The sequence below is a fragment of the Sulfitobacter faviae genome, from assembly GCF_029870955.1.
In the GTDB taxonomy this organism is placed as follows: domain Bacteria; phylum Pseudomonadota; class Alphaproteobacteria; order Rhodobacterales; family Rhodobacteraceae; genus Sulfitobacter; species Sulfitobacter faviae.
In genome coordinates, this window is record NZ_PGFQ01000001.1 from 1,581,967 (window position 1) to 1,599,522 (window position 17,556).

General features: G+C 58.9%; 16 protein-coding genes and 1 pseudogene. 7 read left to right on the plus strand and 10 right to left on the minus strand.

Annotated features, from left to right (window positions below):
- Positions 1-89 precede the first annotated feature (89 nt).
- Complete coding sequence (locus CUR85_RS08180) at positions 90-245, plus strand: hypothetical protein (protein WP_280322590.1); 156 nt, start codon at positions 90-92, stop codon at positions 243-245.
- Here CUR85_RS08180 and CUR85_RS08185 read toward each other — a convergent pair.
- The 5 genes and pseudogenes from CUR85_RS08185 to CUR85_RS08205 form a co-directional block, all read right to left on the minus strand.
- Positions 243-682 (minus strand): annotated as a pseudogene (locus tag CUR85_RS08185) (GumK N-terminal domain-containing glycosyltransferase); the annotation flags it as partial. The gene CUR85_RS08180 and the pseudogene CUR85_RS08185 overlap by 3 nt on opposite strands.
- Positions 679-2,001 carry an oligosaccharide flippase family protein gene (locus CUR85_RS08190; protein WP_067264214.1) on the minus strand — a complete coding sequence of 441 codons (1,323 nt, stop codon included), beginning with the start codon at positions 1,999-2,001 and terminating at the stop codon, positions 679-681. The pseudogene CUR85_RS08185 and the gene CUR85_RS08190, both read right to left, overlap by 4 nt.
- Entirely contained in the window at positions 1,998-3,011 is a 1,014-nt protein-coding gene (locus tag CUR85_RS08195; protein ID WP_067264212.1) for an acyltransferase family protein, read from the minus strand. The genes CUR85_RS08190 and CUR85_RS08195 overlap by 4 nt, the downstream gene beginning before the upstream one ends.
- Positions 2,998-4,176: a hypothetical protein gene (locus CUR85_RS08200; protein WP_280322592.1), complete on the minus strand. Its 1,179-nt coding sequence runs from the start codon at positions 4,174-4,176 to the stop codon at positions 2,998-3,000. The genes CUR85_RS08195 and CUR85_RS08200 overlap by 14 nt, the downstream gene beginning before the upstream one ends.
- 164 nt (positions 4,177-4,340) lie before the next feature.
- The gene (locus tag CUR85_RS08205; protein ID WP_067264209.1) at positions 4,341-5,039 is read right to left on the minus strand and encodes a sulfotransferase family 2 domain-containing protein; all 699 of its coding nucleotides are present in this window, start codon (positions 5,037-5,039) and stop codon (positions 4,341-4,343) included.
- Positions 5,040-5,276: 237 nt separating this feature from the next.
- On the opposite strand from CUR85_RS08205, the gene CUR85_RS08210 reads away from it, so the two are divergent.
- Genes CUR85_RS08210 through CUR85_RS08220 form a run of 3 tightly spaced genes read left to right on the plus strand, consistent with a single transcriptional unit; the run spans position 5,277 to position 7,611 of the window.
- A complete protein-coding gene (locus tag CUR85_RS08210; protein ID WP_067264207.1) occupies positions 5,277-6,458 on the plus strand; it encodes a glycosyltransferase in 1,182 nt (393 codons plus the stop codon).
- Positions 6,455-7,300, plus strand: coding sequence for a glycosyltransferase family protein (locus CUR85_RS08215; RefSeq protein WP_280322593.1), 846 nt, complete (start codon positions 6,455-6,457; stop codon positions 7,298-7,300). Before CUR85_RS08210 ends, CUR85_RS08215 begins: the two co-directional genes overlap by 4 nt.
- Positions 7,291-7,611, plus strand: a complete 321-nt coding sequence (locus CUR85_RS08220; protein WP_280322594.1) for a glycosyltransferase family protein — start codon at positions 7,291-7,293, stop codon at positions 7,609-7,611. Before CUR85_RS08215 ends, CUR85_RS08220 begins: the two co-directional genes overlap by 10 nt.
- On the opposite strand, the gene CUR85_RS08225 is transcribed toward CUR85_RS08220, so the two are convergent.
- From CUR85_RS08225 to CUR85_RS08240, 4 genes are all read right to left on the minus strand, one after another.
- A complete protein-coding gene (locus CUR85_RS08225) occupies positions 7,603-8,844 on the minus strand; it encodes a hypothetical protein (protein ID WP_280322595.1) in 1,242 nt (413 codons plus the stop codon). The genes CUR85_RS08220 and CUR85_RS08225 overlap by 9 nt on opposite strands.
- Positions 8,811-9,530 carry a hypothetical protein gene (locus tag CUR85_RS08230; RefSeq protein WP_280322596.1) on the minus strand — a complete coding sequence of 240 codons (720 nt, stop codon included), beginning with the start codon at positions 9,528-9,530 and terminating at the stop codon, positions 8,811-8,813. Before CUR85_RS08230 ends, CUR85_RS08225 begins: the two co-directional genes overlap by 34 nt.
- Positions 9,531-9,589: 59 nt before the next feature.
- Complete coding sequence (locus tag CUR85_RS08235; protein WP_082852046.1) at positions 9,590-10,666, minus strand: MBL fold metallo-hydrolase; 1,077 nt, start codon at positions 10,664-10,666, stop codon at positions 9,590-9,592.
- A 96-nt stretch (positions 10,667-10,762) separates the two neighbouring features.
- On the minus strand, positions 10,763-11,488 hold the full coding sequence (locus CUR85_RS08240; protein WP_067264202.1) for a metallophosphoesterase: 726 nt from the start codon (positions 11,486-11,488) through the stop codon (positions 10,763-10,765).
- A gap of 216 nt (positions 11,489-11,704) precedes the next feature.
- Here CUR85_RS08240 and CUR85_RS08245 point away from each other — a divergent pair, with 216 nt between their 5' ends.
- The 3 genes from CUR85_RS08245 (at position 11,705) to CUR85_RS08255 (ending at position 14,354) form a co-directional block, all read left to right on the plus strand.
- On the plus strand, positions 11,705-12,559 hold the full coding sequence (locus CUR85_RS08245; protein WP_280322872.1) for a YjbH domain-containing protein: 855 nt from the start codon (positions 11,705-11,707) through the stop codon (positions 12,557-12,559).
- A gap of 85 nt (positions 12,560-12,644) precedes the next feature.
- A complete protein-coding gene (locus CUR85_RS08250) occupies positions 12,645-12,950 on the plus strand; it encodes a YjbH domain-containing protein (RefSeq protein ID WP_280322597.1) in 306 nt (101 codons plus the stop codon).
- A 52-nt stretch (positions 12,951-13,002) separates the two neighbouring features.
- Positions 13,003-14,354, plus strand: a protein-coding gene (locus CUR85_RS08255) for an IS3 family transposase (protein WP_280322053.1) whose coding sequence is annotated in 2 segments (ribosomal slippage) — positions 13,003-13,339 and positions 13,339-14,354 — 1,353 coding nt in all. Because the reading frame shifts where the segments join, the coding sequence is not laid out codon by codon here.
- Between the two features lie 759 nt (positions 14,355-15,113).
- Here CUR85_RS08255 and gyrB read toward each other — a convergent pair.
- Positions 15,114-17,528: a DNA topoisomerase (ATP-hydrolyzing) subunit B gene (gene gyrB, locus CUR85_RS08260; RefSeq protein ID WP_067263758.1), complete on the minus strand. Its 2,415-nt coding sequence runs from the start codon at positions 17,526-17,528 to the stop codon at positions 15,114-15,116.
- Between the last annotated feature and the right edge of the window lie 28 nt (positions 17,529-17,556).

Genomic DNA, 17,556 nt, shown 5'->3' on the forward strand with positions numbered 1-17,556 from the left:
GTATCAAGGAGGGTCGTCCCCGCACAGACGGCGATGGGCCCTTCGCGGGGCTTGCGGTAAGGGTCAGCAGTACTGACCTGTAATTCCGCGTGGGGGATGCCGATTGGGTCCAGCGTGACGTTGGGGTGATCCGCGAAACGGGCGGCGATATGGGGGCTGGCGGTACTGATGCGGGTGAAGGGGCGGTGGTTTCGTTCGGCCCGCAGAAGCACATCCGGCGCATTCAGCAGGCGAATATCATCTGAAACACGGTAAATGCGCGCAGCCTGCGGGGCATGTTCGGCCAAAAGCGGGCCGAGCAGGACCGGCGGGCCGCTTTCGCATATGACAAGGTCAGCTTGGGCGAGCGGCCCCGCAGGCGGCGGCGCCAGTGATTGATAAAGAGTGGGTAGCTGGATTCGAGCCAGCGGTTGAGCCGCGCGCTTTTGGTTTTGATCGGATGGATGGGCGGTAGGCTGTAGATTGATGTGAGGTCCGGTCCGTGATGGTGAGTGCCGTAGTGCGGCGGGCTGTCGAGGGCGGTCAGACGGACGTCGCCGAAGAGTTTGGAGAGCCAACTATAGCCGATGGTGACATGGGTCATATGCCAACCTTCCGCGCGGAGGTGGTGCGAGACCCAAAGCATGCTCGGGCGGCGTTTCTGGAAGGGGAAATGCCCCGTTAGGAGGACGGCGCGCTTCATGTGGCGATCTGCCTGTTGGGAATGAGTATGACTGCGCCATAAAGAGCGCTGCCGAGGACAAGTTGCGCCGGGAGGGGCAGGGGCGGCAGAAACGCGAAGAGTGCCGTCACGGCGGCCGCCGCGCAGAGCGGCAGGGCGAGGGGCGTCAGGGCTGAAACTGTAAGGCGAAGGCGCGGCAGGGCGCGGGTGAGGTGCCACAGGGCGGTCAGGAATGCGGCGATGCTGATGGATGCGGCCAGTGCCGTGGGGGTGGGCGAAAAGGCGGCGAAGGTGCAGCATAGAGGCAGCAACAACGCCGCGCGTTGCAGCATCAGTCGGGTATGGCCCGCCGCGATGAGGGCTTGGTTGATCGGCATCAACAATGCCGAAAGGAGGCCGAAGCCCGCGAGGGCCGTGAGGATCGGTGCAGCGGAGGCTGCCGGGGTCGGGCCAATGAGCAGAGCCAGCGCCTGCGGCGCCGAGAGGAGGGTGACCCCCCAGACCCAAAGGCTGAGCGTTCCGCTGAGGCGCAGCTGTGATGGCAGCACGGCTGCGCGTTCCGACACCGATAGCTGGCGCAGCTGGGGCAGGGCGAGAAAACGCAGGGGCGAGAGGGTGAGGGCTTCGATCAGGCTTACCATACGGGTGGCGATCTGGAAGGCACCGGCAGCGGGCAGGCCGAAGACGAGCGCCGTGGCAAGTTGCATGAGCGGGAAAAGGGCCGCGTTGAGGAAGTCTCGGGCCGAGATCTCGACGATTAATTCGGTCAACCGTCTCTGATATCGCCATTTCGGAAGGCTTTGGGGGCTCCATCCGGCAAAGTGGCAGGCGAGAATCGTGTTCATCCCGGCATGGGTGAGGGCGAAGGCAGCCAAGGCCCAAGGGCCGCTGCCGGTTGAGAGCATCCAGACGGCCATGGCTGCGGCGACGGACTGGCTTGCTATACTGCGCAAGGCGAGAGCGCGGAGGTGCAGGTCGCGGCGCAGGATGCCTTCGGAGACGGCGCAGAGGCCATGGAGAAACGGGATTGCGCTGAGGGCGATGAGCAGCGGGGCGTCCAGCGCGATGCCGATGCAGACGAAACCCAGCGATAGGGCGCAGCCGCTGGCCAGTGATATTGCGAAAAGCGCGTCTCGTCGGCGCCGGCGGGGGGCGTGGATGATCACGCTTTCCCCGATGCCAGCCGTGTGCAGCCCTTGGGTCAGCCGGATGGGAGCGAAGGCGGTGGCGAAGGCACCAAGCTCGGCCAAAGACAGAAACCGCGCGGCGATGAGGAAAAGCGCGGCGTTGATGCCGACGCGGGACCACTGCAGGGCGAACGACCAGAAACGGGGGCTCATGCGGGCGCTCCCTTCGGGCGTGTCATACCCCGCTGGAGAGGGCGTTCCAAAAGCAGGTGGGTTAGGAGGCCAAAGGACAACGCAAGCATGCATGTCGTGGCGACGTAGACCCAGGCGCCGAAGACGGTCGCGGGCAGGAGTGGCAACAGCAGAAGGGTTGCCGCGCGCAGGGCGAAACGGTGCGACAGGTAAAGGCCATAGGACGCGTCCCCGAGCAATTGCCCCGGGATCGGGCGGGCCGGGCAAAAAAGCGTGCCCGCCGCGACGATCAGCGTGGCGGGAAAACCCGCGGCGAGGAAGCGGGGGAGGGGAAGTGACGCAAGGACAATGAGAAGGGCAAAGCCGAAAGCCAGTGCCGCGGCGCAGAGGATGGGATGGGGGTAGGCCCAACCGCTCGCCCATAGCCGGGCGAGGGCGATGCCGAAGAGAAATTCGAGGATAAGAGGGTTCGTCCAGAAAATGAAGGACGGCGATGTGAAGCGGGCCGATAGCCCGAACGCCGCGAGGCCGATCAACAAGCTCGAAACCGCCAATAGGGGGCGGGGCAGGGCGAGGCAGAGGGCCATGAGAGCATAGAAAAAGACTTCGTAATTGAGGGTCCAACCGAGGGACAGAACCGGTGCAATCCGTCCGTCGGGGCGGGCGTAGGGAAAGAAAGCGTAGGAACTGGCGATCTGGGCAGGATCAAACGGTGTGTCTTTGATGGCCCCAGGTACTAGCAGCAGCGTTATAACCATGAGGGTTGTGAAGAAATAGTATAGCGGGGCGACGCGCAGGAAGCGCCGCCAGAAAAAGGCGAGCGGCTGGCCGATATAGCGCTGCGCGGAGAGGGTGATGACGAAACCGGAAATGACGAAGAAGATGTCGACGCCACGGGTCCAAGGAATGGCATCTCCCGGCAGGGGAAGGGCAAAATAATGTTCCGCCTCGGCCAAGATATGGCCCAGAAGGACCATCAAGGCGGCGAGCCCGCGAAGGGCTTGGAGCCCGGGGAGCCTAGGCGCGTTCATGGCGGGGATGCTTTGCTGCGGCTAAGGGGCCGGGGGCCGACAATAGCCCTATGCGGCCTATCAAACTGTTGGATGGCGCTTTGCGGCGGGACCGAAACAACGGCAGGTTTGGCGTTGGCTTAAGGCGGGGTTGTTGGTTGCACAGTTTTAAAAGGCTCAATGTCAGAACGATTGAAAACAACAGGTTATGATGCATGAGATAAGCGGAGTGGCTGGAGAAGAGCAGCGACGCGCCGATCTGCGCATAGGCGACGGCGAAGGCGATTGAATGCTGCGCTTTGCTGAAAATCCACCGAATCCCAAAACCCACGAGCGCAAGAAAGAGCGCGCCAAAAACGGGCCCGAAATCGACATAGGCGGTGGTGAGAAGCGGAAATTCTCCGCCGCCCAATACATCTTGCAATGCTTCCAAGCGGGGCGCGAGGATATGGGTGAAGTAACCGTTGGTCGCGGTGAGGAACATCATGCCCTGAAGGCTTAAACCGCCCCATGTATGCGGGATCTCGACAGCGAGCGGGGCGAAGCCGTTCCACATGTCATTGACAAGGTAAAAGGCCAATTTTTGTGTCCCGATGTCGAGGGTTGAGCGGTCAAACATCGGATTGGTGATTGCTTCCCGCGCCAGCCAGAGTGCGAGGAAAAGCGCGACTGCAAACAGGCTCCATCCCCATCCGACCAGCCGCCCCCGCATCAGGCAGGCGATGAGATAGCACGACAAGAGCAGTTGCAGGAGCAGCAACCGTTGGCTCATGACAATGGGCAGGATGAAAAGCGCCAGCGTGTTGCCGATTAGGATAGAAAGAAGCAGGCCGCGGATGTGACGGGGCAGGGGGCCAAGACATAAAAGCGCGGTGGCCAGGCAGGCGGTGCCAGGCAGGGCCGCGTAGAAAAGACGCATCCCGGTGAAAAGTTTGTTCTCCAACAACAGGTCGCGGGTGGTCAGGCTGTCGATATAGGCCGCGGCGGCAAGGTGGATCAGCCCGCCCGCTTTGGCCGCCGCTGCCGCGATCCAAAGTGCAGTCACCCCGAGCAGAATTAGGTTCAAGGCAAAGGTCAGATAGGCCGCGTAAGTCAGGTTGATCTGTGCTTTGTCGACCGGCACGCGTCTACGTGAAATACGCGCGGCCATATCCCCCACGGCATATGCGAAAAGGGCCAGCAGCAACCAAGCGGCTCCGGTGGAGGTAAAAGCCGATAGGCTGAGTTCTTCGCGGCGCATGAAGGTTTGCACGAGATCGAGGCGGTCAAGGTGGGCGAGCGTCAGGGCGACCCCAGTGCTGGAGAGACCCCAGCAAATCAGGAGCAGCGAGAGGGGGGAGAGCGCCCATCTCATGCGGCGATCCGTGTAGTTCGGGCCGCGCGATACACCGCGATATCGGCAGCGCAAAGCGCCTCGATCCGGGGGCGGAGGCCTGTGGGGATTTCCGTGGGGACCGGAGCCGCATTACGTTGCCAAAGGGGGAAGGGGCTGCCGGTATAGTGTTGTAATCGTTTTGTAAAAACATGCGGCTGACTTAGGTCGCCTACGATATCGAAACGCTTGAGGGCCGCGATGGCGCGGGCGATAAGGGGGGCGGGATCCTGCCCCGGCTGCAAGTTTTGTCCGGCGAAATAGAAGAGGTATTGCGAGGCCAGTCGCATGGCGTCGGCCGTATCGAGGAAATCCGCCAGACAGATTGCGCGTGTCGGGCTGGGATGGCGCCGCTGTAGATAATTGTAATGCGATACGAAGCGCGCCACAGGATCGCGCAGCAGGGTAATGAAAACATAGTCTTTCGCGGCTCCATCGTGGAGCATGTGATCGTATTGTACATGGCCAGAGATCATACGGGTGCCGCGCGCGACCAGCCGGTGCAACTGAGCCCGGCGGCGTTCGTAATCGGCCCGCATTCTTGGCCCGGCGGGTGCCGTTGGATCGCCGGGATCAAGGTCGATCACCGCCTGCGACAGGCAGTACCGCAGCCGAAGCGCTGTGCCAAAGCTGGAGCCGCCGCATTTGGGGACGTGGATATAGATGATCCGGGGCATGGGGGCTCCGTCGATTCGGGTCACAACTCCCCGAAGATTGCAGCGTTTGGTTAATGAGCGCTTAACGAAAGCTGGCGTCGCCGCGCGCTGCGGCAACTCGAAAATAACGGAGGATGTATCACACCGTTTTTGTGCGGTTCTTGAAAAAAATCGCTCCGGTTAAGCATTTGGTAAGATCTGTCGCTTGAAAGTGGCCGCGTTCGAAGAGGGTGGGAGCCCGATTTTCGAGGGACGCCGATGCATATTGTTCACCTGCTTACCCGCCTTCTCAGGGCCGGTTCTGAGGAGAATACGCTTGAAACCTGCCGCTGGCAGATCGCCCAGGGACACCGGGTGTCGCTGATCCACGGCGCCGCGCCCGATCCCTATTGGGAGGATCGCTTGCCACCTGGCCTGACCCGGATCCCTCTGCCCGAAATGGTGCATCCCGTCCATCCGGCGCAGGATCTACGCGCGTTGATCCGGTTGCGGCAAATTTACCGCCAGCTGGCGCCCGACGTGATCCATACCCATCAAAGCAAGGCCGGTATCCTCGGTCGCCTCGCGGCCCGGGCGGTCCCGGATGCAGTGGTGGCGCATGGGGTTCACATCGTACCTTTCGAGGGTGTGTCCCCGGCAAAACGCGCGCTTTACCTTGCTGCGGAGCGCTTGGCGGCGCGGCAGACAGATGTGTTCATCGGGGTCTCCGAAACGGTTGGTCGAGCCTATGTCGCGGCGGGGATCGCGCGGCGCGGGCGGGTGCATTGTGTGCGCTCAGGAATGGACATCGAACGCTTCCGCAACCCGGCGCTGCCCGCCGATTGGCGCGCGCTTCTGGGGGTTGCGCACGGCGATGCACGGCCCCGTGTGGTGCTGATGATGGCCGCTTTCGAGCCGCGCAAACGGCACCTCCCTTTTCTGCGCGCTTTCGCCCGCTTGGCGGATAGGTTGCCGAACCTAAAACTGCTGCTGGCCGGTGCAGGGCCGGAGGAAGCATCAATCCGCGCGGCGGTAGAGGGGCTGGGCCTGCGTGATAAGGTCGTCTTTTGCGGGCATCGGCAGGATCCGGAAGCCTTGTTCGCTCTTGCCGATCTTTCAGTGCTGACCTCGGCCCGGGAAGGTCTACCGCGGGTGGCCGTCCAGTCTATGGCGGCGGGTTGCCCGATGGTTGTGCAGGACCTGCCGGGCATTGGGGAGATTATCGACCATGGGCGGAATGGAATGGTCGCCGAAGGCAGCGACATGGGCGAAGTGGTGCGGGTGATGAACGAATTGTTGTACGACGCGCGGCGCCTCAACCGAATGCGAAAGGAGGCGCTGGCCACGGACGTCAGCGCTTGGGCACTTGACACTCTCGGGCGGCGCACGACTGCTCTCTATGGTCTTCCCGCGCGTTGCGGCGGTGCCGTGGCGGCGGATCACGAATTGGGTCTGGCATGACGGTCTACGTCAATGGCCGCTTTCTGGCGCAGCCGATCTCGGGCGTTCAACGTTTCGCGCATGAGGTGCTGGGAGCACTCGATAGGGAACTTTGCCGATCTGCTGATTTGAGGGACAGGCTCGGCCCTATAGAAGTGCTCGCGCCACGCAGGGTCGAAACACCGGGCTGGCAGAGGCTCAGGCTGCGCCATCTGCCCGGTGGGGCCGGCCACCTGTGGGAGCAGGGACCACTGTGGCGGGCAAGTCGTGATGGCGTTCTGATCAGTCTGGGCAACAGTGGGCCGCTTAGGCATCGTGCGCAAATCATCTGTCTGCATGATGCCAACTTATGGGACATTCCCGAAGCCTACAGCGCGCGCTACCGGCTTTGGCATTGCGCGCTGCGGCCCCGCCTCGCCCGCCGCGCCGCGGCCTTGCTAACGGTAAGCCGTTATTCGGCTAAGGCGCTGGCAGACCGTTTGAGTGTGGCCGAAGCTCGCTTCCGTATCTTGCACAATAGCGCGGATCATATGCTGCGGCTGCCCTCCGTGCCTGATGTCCCTGCACGCTATGGGCTGACGGCGGGGAACTATTTGTTAAGCGTTGGCAACCGCAGTCCTAACAAGAACCTGCGCGCGTTGATCAACGCGCATGCGGCATGCGGTGATGAGGTCCCGCCCTTGGTTGTTGTCGGTGGTAATGTACCCGGTATCGCGTCGCAGGCGGCCGCGGGAGACCGGGTCATCGCCCTCGGCCGGGTGCCGGACTGCGATCTGCGCGGTCTCTATGAGGGGCATCGGCATTTGTCTTCGCGGCGTTACACGAGGGCTTTGGCATTCCCCCGCTTGAGGCGATGCGGTTAGGTGTGCCGGTGATTTGCGCGCGGCGCGGGGCGATGCCGGAGATCCTGGGCGATGCACCGCTTTGGTTCGACCCTCATGATGAAGGGGAGATTGCGCGCGCGCTGAGAGGGTATTTGTACCTTGATAGAGAAATGCGTAGAAAACGCGTCGGATTAGGGCAAAAACAAGCGGAGAAATATTGCTGGCGCGAAAGCGCACTTACTATGGCACAGGTCGTGGCGGAGATGTTGCACGGGCTGGCTCCACGAAAGGAAGTCGCTCAAGCTAGCGGCCTTAAATTGAGCGTGCGTCCCATTGAGCCGTTATTCTAGTATTAATCCGTTTTTGAAAAACGCGTCTTTGATCTGTTTGAGGGTATCGGCGTCTTGCAACTTCCAGGCCGTTAGATTGCTCAGCGCAAAAAGGCGGGGGGGTGCGGTATCGATAATATGCAAATCTTGATCAAAAAACGTCCCAAGGTGGGGGAAGCCACTAGATCGAAAACCTTTCATCCAACGTCGATTGATCAGGGAGTTGCCATCAGGCGCAATCTCTAAGGCTTTCATAATTTCAGGCCGATGACTCGGTGGCGCGTTGTTCAAAAGCGGTTGCGCCCATGCTGTCTCAAGTCCGAGAAAGACCACACAAATCGTGGGTGTATAAGCAATACCGTGAGATACGCTAGCCGCGGGGTCGTAATGGTATTCTTCGCAGCTAACATTCCTCTGGCGTACCAAGTCTTCGGCGAGTGTAAGTAAATCCTCATATTTGCGCCGCAGGCCTGTCAGCCCACTACCCTCGTTTTTGAGCATTGTAAGGCCCACGTTGTGGATCTGGTCCTCCGTTTGGACGAAGAATGATGCTAGATCAGCGCCGATCATGTCTCTTTCACAGGTTTTCCGGACACTTCGCTTCAATTGCGCGCCCTTCGGTGCTTTATCCAATGCTATGAAAGCTTTTCGACAATTTTGTACCTGCCTTGCATCCAGCGGCGCATATGCGTTTGCAAAAACGATGATGTTTTCCACCTGTCGTGCGAGCAGGGGGGCGAGGCCGAGGTTGTCCTCATGGCCCCCGTCACCGTGCGCCCATTCCTTCTGATAAATATTCCCCTTCTCGGCGAAAAGTTTGATTTCGTCCCCGACAGCTTGATCTATCGGCGTATAATGTTCCGGAAAGCCGAAGTTTGAAAGTAATCCCTGAACCACTGGCAAATTTACGAAGGTCTCGACAGGGGCAGCGCCGGAAATGGCGGCCATATTAGAAAGAGAGAAATTTAATCGTGACCGATCTATACGGGCACCATACTGCGGAAGTTTTAATAAAAGCACGGTCTCTTCGCCGACGGTTTCAACACGATGGGTCACGTGATCGTACCCATGCGATTCAACAAAGCCTCCGCCAACGCCTACACCATCGTCATAGGGGAAACGCCGCACCGGCATACCGGTATATAGCGGTGTCATTTCCATCCGGAACTTATTCTGGGGATTGATGGCAATCCTTTGGGTTGACAGCGTGCCGCCAACTATCAAATAGGGCCTGTCGCGCTCGACATAGTGCACCTCGGTCGGGGGCGATTTTTTCGACTTGATCGGATGCGATCCTCATCAATGCGGCGCCACGTGAATAGACTGTCAGGGTCCGACGGCTTGGTGCGCCCCAATCCAAAGGGTTCGAGATAGATTTTGCCCAAAGTCTCGGAATAGGATTCGTCAAACCGACCTGTCTTCCACGCCTTGAACATTTTCCGGGTAACGTTTGCGCGTCCGATCGCGCCCAACATGCTTCCCGGCGCGAAGCCCGGGATGCTATTCACATCAGTCCCTTTGTTTTTGGCTAAAGTGATGATTTGCGGCAGCACTTTCCCCAAAGCCGCGGGAGAGTAATACTTTCCGAGAAAAAGGTCCTCGGCGCAATATACGTTACTGGATGGTGCGCAATGTTCCTTGAGGTAAGTATAGGGTATCGCAGTCCAGCTGCCGCCAGAGATCGCGGAGATATAGCGAATTTTCTCTATCCAACCCAGATTATGCAACGCGCGCAACTGCCCGAGTGCCGCAGGCGCCGCACGGTTGCCGCCGCCTTGGAATGCGACGCCGAACGAAGCACGACTTCGGCGAAAAGCATCATCTTGCATTTCAGGATAGTCGACGCCCCGATCAGGTGTTTTCCAATACTGAGCTGAGAAACAGGTTTCGCACGCGCCCTCGGCGAATACGGCCGAACTTAACACGGTATTCGAAAACATGAATACTCCGGAGAAAGCTATAGCCTTTAGAAGGCGTTTTCTAAGCGTTGTGTATTGCATCAATTAGGCTTCCCGCTGGTGGTATCTGAAAACGGATCGAAGGGTTGGAACGTCGGAATAGACAGAATGGAAATATCTGGATGTTTTCTCGTTAGGTCTTTCAACGCCCGGTGAGAGCGATTTAAATTTTCGTAGATCGGAATAGGAAGGTTCGGAGCTGATGGATCAATAGCAGGAGCATGCGCATCCCAGTGGATTGGAATGACTTTCGTTGCACCGCTGGCGACTACGCCGTTTTGGAGGTAGCGTTCGATTTGCTCACTGGATTGCCAACCCAGCCCGCCTACGCCAAGAAAAAGTGTATCGGCTTTCAGGTTGAGATTTCGTAGGCGGGGCCCAATGTTTCCTGCAGTGGGAAGAATTAAGATCGTTCCGTCAGGTGTCGCTACATGTGCAGCGAGGCTTCTGCCTGACTTTAGGTCTCGGATCGACGCGGGATACTCCCAAGCATCGTTCGCGGGGAGGTATTCCAGTAAAGTGGAAGCGAGGTTGCTGGAATGGGGTAGTTCAAACAACGTCAACCTGATTTCGCCTAGGAATAACTTAAGAAGGGAGGTGCTGTCGGGAAACTCTATGGGATCGGAATTTGAGCAAAGGTCCGGAAACAGCCGTCGCGTGCGCGGTACGGCGGATAGTACTTCGGAGTTCGCGATCAAGGTTGCACCGGTCAAGGCGGCGATAAGCGGAGTATCGAGGGCGTGATCATAGTGGCCATGCATGGCGACAATGGCGTCTAGGGTTTTCTGATTGCTTGCGCGCGCCTGGCAGGGCTGCTCCACGGACACCCCTGCGGCCGATAGGAGCGATGTGACAGTTGGAAGGTCTGGTTGAATTTTCTTGAAAAATGCGTTTGGCGGGCGGGTAAGAAAACCGTCGATCATCAGTGTGGAGTTTCCGCTTTGAATGAGGAAACTTGAGACCCCGAAGAACCGGACCTGCGTTCCGGATGATGAGGGCGCTAGAGGCAGCCGGTGGGCTCTGTCATTCCAAAACGCTTCGAAACCTTGGCTGCATGCGCTGACGGCAAGGGATATGGCCAAAACGTAAAGCCAATGGAGTTGTCCAAAGCTGATCATCCAGCAACTATTACACGCAATATCTACTTTGGCTATTTCGCAGATGTCCGGCTTTCCGAAAAAGTAATGCGAATAATGGGTATTTTTCGGATGCCTTCAAACGGTCTCGAACGTCACGCCATCAGATGAGACCCATGCCGCCGTTAGTCGTCCTGTGGCATAGGCACCCGTGTCGATTGATACACGGCCACGGTCAGCGTGGGGTGTATCAACGATCGTGTGACCATGAAGCACCCAGATATTGTCTTCTCGCTGGGTTGTCTCGAAGTCGGCGTGGCCCCAATGCAGGGTTTCGGTGGTCTGCATATCGATCGGTACGGCTGGGTCCGCCGCCGCATGAACGACCGCTACATTCCCTGATTGCCAAAAAACAGGGCGGTTGCGGAGCCAGAGGATTAGGTCTTCGCCCATAGCCTCGTTGAGTTTTTCGGCGATCCCATCCAGCGCAGCACCGCTTGCTGCTTCGCTTGCCCCTGGGACGCCAAAGCTTGCCAACGTTTGAAGTCCCCCGTAGCGCAGCCAGCGGGGTCCATGTTTTTGCGGATGATCCAAGAAATGGAGCATCATCTCTTCGTGGTTTCCAGAGAGGCAAACCACATCAGGGCGCGCGTAGAGCAGACGCAGGACCTCTGCGCTGTCATCCCCGCGGTCAACATAGTCTCCAACGCAAACGATTTTGGTGTCCTTAATGCTCCTTAGGGCCCGTTTGAGGAGATCCGCTCGGCCGTGGATGTCACCAATTGCGACAAAGGGTTCTTTCGGTGCGGGACGGGGGAAGGGCCTTGTAGGGGAGAATAGCCCTTTGAACCAATTGCTTAGCATAGGCGAAATGTCGTCCTTCGGGGTGTTGCAGCAGGACCGCAGTGCGGGGTTAATTATTAAGTGGTTTGCCAGTTGTTGTGAAGTCGTGGCATCAGGCTGCTATAGGTTCTTTTGAGTTCAGGTTTTTGTCTTAATGCGTGCAAGCAAGTTATTTGGCATTTTCGCTCTGGCCGCCTTGGGGGCTGATAGCATCGCTCGGGCCCAGACCATGTCGACATATGGTACCCGGGTCTTGTCGATATGCCAACGGCAGAAGTTCTGCCGGATGGGCATGTGGCGCTCACCACGAGCATGTTTGGCGCCACCACCCGAAACACAGCTACGTTTCAAGTTTTGCCAAAGCTTTATGGCACTTTCCGCTATGCGATTGTTGACGATTTTGACCCAGGCGGGCCGCAGGACGGCACACGCTATGACCGTAGCTTTGATCTTCACTATCAGATCACTGACGAGACGCTGCGCTTTCCTGCTCTTGCAGTCGGTCTGAGGGATTTTGGCGGTACGGGCATCTATTCCGGTGAATACTTTGTCGGCACCAAAAGCTTCGGCTCGAAGCTCAGAGTAACCGGAGGCATGGGCTGGGGGCGATTGGCGCAACGGGGCTCTTTTTCGAACCCGTTGGGCGTGGTCGCTGACCGGTTCGATACGCGACCGAATGTTGCCGCTGGGGGTATCAACACGACTGGCCAGCTTGATTTCGGCGCCTGGTTTCGCGGCCCGGCAGCCCTATTCGCGGGGGTGGAATATCAGGCAACGGATCGTTTGTCTTTCCAATTAGAGTATTCGTCAGATGCCTATGAACGTGAACAAAGCGTGGGTGCCATCGACATAAAAAGCCCGATTAACCTAGGGTTCAACTATAGCTATCCTAGCGGTTCCAACCTGCGCGCTTTCGTGATCGGAGGCTCTGAAGTCGGTTTACAGTATAGCCTAATCCTGAACCCGGCAAAACGCCGTGCGCCGGGGGGCAGGATGCAGCACCTATCCCACTGGTGCCGCGCGATCAAACGGTGTTTGCAAACCACGACATTCGACAGCCGGCACAAAAGGCCAGAGTGGACCGTACCTTGAAAGCCATGCTTGCGCAGGAGGGATTGGAGCTTCAAGGACTGACCGTCATTGGCCGCCGGGCGCAGGTTCGTTTGGAAAACAATCTGTGGGATATCGAAGCACAGGCCGCGGGCCGAGCTGCACGGGTGATGGCCGTGACGCTGTCCCCGAGGTCGAGGTTTTCGATGTCACGTTTCAAAGCAACGGGATGCCGATCAGCACGGTCACCGTTGCGCGCTCCGATTTAGAAGAGCTCAAGAATGATTATGACGGCGCTTGGCGCACGCTTGCACGGGCTGAGATCAAAGATGCCGCGGCTCAAAGCCGCGAAGGCGAGTTGTCCGAGGCCTATCCAACGTTCACCTATGGGCTTGGCCCCTGTCTGACGTCAGCACCTTTGGGACAGATTTGAGGATTTGAACAACGGAGGGTTTCTGGTTCATCGTAGCCTTTAAGGAGCGAAGATGAACAAGAAGCCCGGAACATCGAAAGACGCAGCTGACAAGCTGGTCAAAAACATCCGCCGCAAGACCCGCCAGACCTACTCGGCGGAGGAGAAGATCCGCATTGTTTTGGCCGGATTGCGCGGGGAGGAAAGCATCTCGGCGTTATGTCGCCGCGAGGGTATCTCTGACAGCCTGTATTATACTTGGTCGAAGGAATTCCTTGAGGCTGGAAAGCGTCGCCTTTCCGGCGACACAGCGCGTCAGGCGACATCGCCTGAGGTGAAGGATCTGCGATCCGAGGCCATGGCTCTGAAAGAATGCGTGGCTGATCTAACCCTTGAGAACCGCCTGCTCAAAAAAAGCATGACAGGGGCTGGGGAGTTCGAGGAATGAGGTATCCAGCAACCGAGAAGCTTGAGATCATTCGCACGGTTGAGGGATCACACCTGCCCACAAAAATGACCCTTGATATGCTGGGTATCCCGCGCACGACATTTTACCGATGGTATGACCGCTACGTCGAAGGCGGCCTTGATGCATTGGCGGACCGCGCGCCTCGGCCGAAGTCGGTCTGGAACCGTATTCCGCAGGACCGGCGGGATGATCTGATCGAGTTTGCGCTGGAACATGAGGCGCTGACCACACGCGAACTGGCCGTCAAATATACTGATGAGAAGCGGTATTTTATCTCTGAATCATCGACTTACCGCATTCTGAAAGCTGCCGATCTGATCACGGCACCCGAGTATGTGGTGATCAAGGCTGCCGATGAGTTCTCGGACAAAACCACGGCGATCAATCAGATGTGGCAGACCGACTTCACCTACTTCAAGATCATCGGCTGGGGCTGGTATTACCTCAGCACGATCCTGGACGATTACAGCCGGTATATCATTGCCTGGAAGCTCTGCACGACCATGCGAGCCGAGGACGTGACAGACACCATTGAGCTGGCTCTTACGGCGTCTGGCTGCGACCAAGCCGTGGTCCGACACAAGCCGCGCCTGCTCAGCGACAACGGGTCGTGCTACATATCCGGCGACCTGGCCAAATGGCTGGGGGACCAGAAAATGGATCACGTTCGCGGTGCGCCGTTCCATCCGCAAACCCAGGGCAAAATCGAGCGCTGGCATCAGACCATGAAGAACCGGGTTCTACTGGAAAACTACTACCTGCCCGGCGATCTTGAACGCCAGATCGGGGCCTTCGTCGACTATTACAACAACCAGCGCTACCACGAGAGCCTGAGCAACGTCACACCCGCTGACGTCTATTTTGGACGTGACAAAGCCATCATCAGAGAAAGGGAAAAGATCAAGAAAATGACGATCCAAAGCCGCCGCTTGCAACATCAAAAACAAGCAGCATAATCAATCACGCAAACGAACCAGAGCCTCCAAAGTTCAAGCCGCTCTGATGTCCCATTTTATATGACGACGGACATCTTCTGGGGGTACCGTTCGTATTCCAAATGGCTGATACCGCCAACTTTTTGCGCAAAGGTCCTAATCGGCTGGCGGTCTACCCGCGTGCGCCCTCGTGGAAGGTATGCGGGATCAGGAGGGTCAGAATGTATGCATACTCTCTGCCCGAAGGGGGGCATGGAAGGCGAATCGGGAGGGTTTAACCGTTGCCCGTCCATCATATCCTAAAGGAGGAGATAGCCGTCGACCGACATCAGAGAGGGAAGGACAGCAGGGGGCGGCAAAAGGTGTGACGATTGCTCGTGATCAAAGCGTATCCCCGCTCGAGTCCGCAAAGGTTATCCATGTGAGTTCCCGAGAGCATGTCTGCGGCGAGTAGGAGAGCGCCTTATGGAAAGCTTCACAACGATAAAATTTGGTCGATGAGATGAGCGAAACAGTCCGAGACAGCGCCGTTTGGGTGGCAAAAGCCGGTCTGTGGTTCTATGCAAGTTCGGCTATCTGATTTCGGCCTAACGAAATCAGAGGTTCAACGTCGTTTCGGGTCGAGAAAGCCGGCAATGGCGCAGATATATTTGCACTGTTCCATCGAAGCCATGGACCGAATGAAATGCGCGGCGCTCTGTGCGATCGCCGCGCAAACCTTTAGGCAAATCGCCCAAATTTAAGAATATCGCGCGCGGCTATACGCCTGCCTACACCCCCTCAAAAATCCAAATTCTCCACGCTCAGCGCGTTCTGCTGGATGAACTCGCGGCGCGGCTCGACCACGTCGCCCATCAGCTTGGTGAAGAGATCGTCGGCCTCAGCCATATCCTCCACGCGGACCTGCAGCAGCGTGCGCGCGTCCGGATCGAGGGTGGTTTCCCACAGCTGGTCGGGGTTCATCTCGCCCAAACCCTTGTAGCGTTGCAGCGACAGGCCTTTCTCGCCCTCGGCAAGGATCGCGTTGAGCAGGTCCATGGGGCCATAGATCATCTGGCTGCGGTCCTTGCGGATCAGCTTGGCGGGCTGGTCGTAGACCTCCTGCAGGTGTTGGGTGAAGCTGCCGGATTTCTTCGCCTCGCCCGAGCGCAGCATGCGGCCGTCGAGCGTGCGCACCTCTTCCACGCCGCGCAAGATGCGGGCGAGGCGGATGCCGTGGTCTTGCGTAATGCGGCCCTGCCAGCCGCGCTCGTATTCCAGCGCGATCAGGTTCAGACGATCGGCGACCTTGTCGGCCACGCCCTGCAGGTCGCTGTCCACCGCGCCCTCGACAAAGGCCCCGGCGATGGCGGCCTGTTCGAGGATGTGGCGCGGGTAGTGGGTCGGGAAAGCCTCCAGCACGCGTTTTAGCTGGCGCGCCATGTCGACCACGCGGGTGAGGTCTTGGCCGGTGATTTCTTCGCCGTTGCCTTGGCGCAGCATGGCGCCGTCGACACCCTGCTGGATCAGGTAGTCCTCCATCGCGGCCTCATCCTTGAGGTAAACCTCGGACTTGCCGCGCGAAACTTTATAGAGCGGCGGCTGCGCGATGTAGAGATGGCCGTTCTCGATAAGCTCGGGCATCTGGCGGTAGAAGAAGGTCAGCAAAAGCGTGCGGATATGCGCGCCGTCGACGTCGGCGTCGGTCATGATGACGATCTTGTGGTAGCGCAGCTTGTCGATGTTGAACTCGTCGCGCCCGATCCCGGTGCCGAGCGCCATCACGAGGTTGCCGATCTCCTGAGAGCCCAGCATCCGGTCGAAACGCGCGCGCTCCACGTTGAGGATCTTACCCTTGAGCGGCAGGATCGCCTGCGTCTGCCGGTCACGTCCGGTCTGGGCCGAGCCGCCCGCGCTGTCCCCCTCGACGAGGAAGACTTCGGTCTTGGCCGGGTCTTTCTCCGAGCAATCCTTGAGCTTCCCGGCGAGGAAGTTGACGTCCATCGCCGTCTTGCGCCGGGTCAACTCGCGCGCCTTGCGGGCCGCCTCGCGGGCCTGTGCGGCCTCGACGATCTTGCCGACGATCTGCTTGGCCTCATTGGGGTTCTCCTCGAACCATTCGGCGAGGCGCTCGTTCATCAGGCCTTCGACCGCCGGGCGCACTTCGGAGGAGACCAGCTTGTCCTTGGTCTGCGACGAGAACTTCGGATCGGGCACCTTCACCGACAGCACGCAGGTCAGACCCTCGCGGGCGTCGTCGCCGGTGAAGCTGATCTTCTCCTTCTTGGCGATGCCGCTGGTCTGGGCATAGGCGTTAATCGTCCGCGTCAGCGCGCCGCGGAAGCCCGCCATATGGGTGCCGCCGTCGCGCTGCGGGATGTTGTTGGTGAAGGGCAGCACCGTCTCGTGGTAGCTGTCGTTCCACCACATGGCGACCTCGATGCCGATGTCGTCGCGCTCCCCGGTGATGAAGATCGGCTCGTCCATGACCGCGTGTTTGTGCCGGTCGAGGTATTTGACGAATTCCTTCACGCCACCTTCGTAGTAGAGCTCAGTCTGCAGCGGCTCGACGGGGCGTTCGTCCTTCAGGATGATGCGCACGCCGGAGTTCAAAAAGGCCAGTTCGCGCAGGCGCTTTTCCAGCGTCTCAAAGCTGTAGTCGATGTTCGAGAAGGTCTCGGTCGAGGCCATGAAGCGCACCTCGGTGCCGGTGCGGTCGGTCTCGCCCACGACTTCGAGGTGTTTGGTGGTGAAGCCACCCTCAAAACGCGCGATATGTTCCTTGCCCTCGCGCCAGATGCGCAGTTCCAGCCAGTCCGAGAGCGCGTTCACGACCGAGACGCCGACGCCGTGCAGACCGCCCGAGACCTTGTAGGAGTTGCTGTCGAACTTCCCGCCCGCGTGCAGCTGGGTCATGATGACCTCGGCCGCCGAGACGCCCTCTTCCTCATGGATGCCCACGGGGATGCCGCGGCCATTGTCGCTGACCGATACGCTGGAATCCGCGTGGATCGTGACCGTCACCGCGTCGGCGTGACCGGCCAGCGCTTCGTCGATGCCGTTGTCCACGACCTCATACACCATGTGGTGCAGGCCTGAGCCGTCATCGGTGTCCCCGATATACATGCCGGGGCGTTTGCGAACGGCCTCCAACCCTTTGAGAACCTTGATGGAATCGGCACCGTATTCCTGTGGTGTCAGATCAGTGTCGGACATGCGGAAAAAACCCTTATCGTTTGCCCGA

Excerpts from the sequence above, each read along its gene's own strand:
- CUR85_RS08190 (WP_067264214.1), bottom strand. The coding sequence starts at position 2,001 with ATGAGCCCCCGTTTCTGGTCGTTCGCCCTGCAGTGGTCCCGCGTCGGC.
- CUR85_RS08195 (WP_067264212.1), bottom strand. The coding sequence starts at position 3,011 with ATGAACGCGCCTAGGCTCCCCGGGCTCCAAGCCCTTCGCGGGCTCGCC.
- CUR85_RS08205 (WP_067264209.1), bottom strand. The coding sequence starts at position 5,039 with ATGCCCCGGATCATCTATATCCACGTCCCCAAATGCGGCGGCTCCAGC.
- CUR85_RS08210 (WP_067264207.1), top strand. The coding sequence starts at position 5,277 with ATGCATATTGTTCACCTGCTTACCCGCCTTCTCAGGGCCGGTTCTGAG.
- CUR85_RS08215 (WP_280322593.1), top strand. The coding sequence starts at position 6,455 with ATGACGGTCTACGTCAATGGCCGCTTTCTGGCGCAGCCGATCTCGGGC.
- CUR85_RS08220 (WP_280322594.1), top strand. The coding sequence starts at position 7,291 with ATGCGGTTAGGTGTGCCGGTGATTTGCGCGCGGCGCGGGGCGATGCCG.
- CUR85_RS08230 (WP_280322596.1), bottom strand. The coding sequence starts at position 9,530 with ATGTTTTCGAATACCGTGTTAAGTTCGGCCGTATTCGCCGAGGGCGCG.
- CUR85_RS08235 (WP_082852046.1), bottom strand. The coding sequence starts at position 10,666 with ATGATCAGCTTTGGACAACTCCATTGGCTTTACGTTTTGGCCATATCC.
- CUR85_RS08240 (WP_067264202.1), bottom strand. The coding sequence starts at position 11,488 with ATGCTAAGCAATTGGTTCAAAGGGCTATTCTCCCCTACAAGGCCCTTC.
- gyrB (WP_067263758.1), bottom strand. The coding sequence starts at position 17,528 with ATGTCCGACACTGATCTGACACCACAGGAATACGGTGCCGATTCCATC.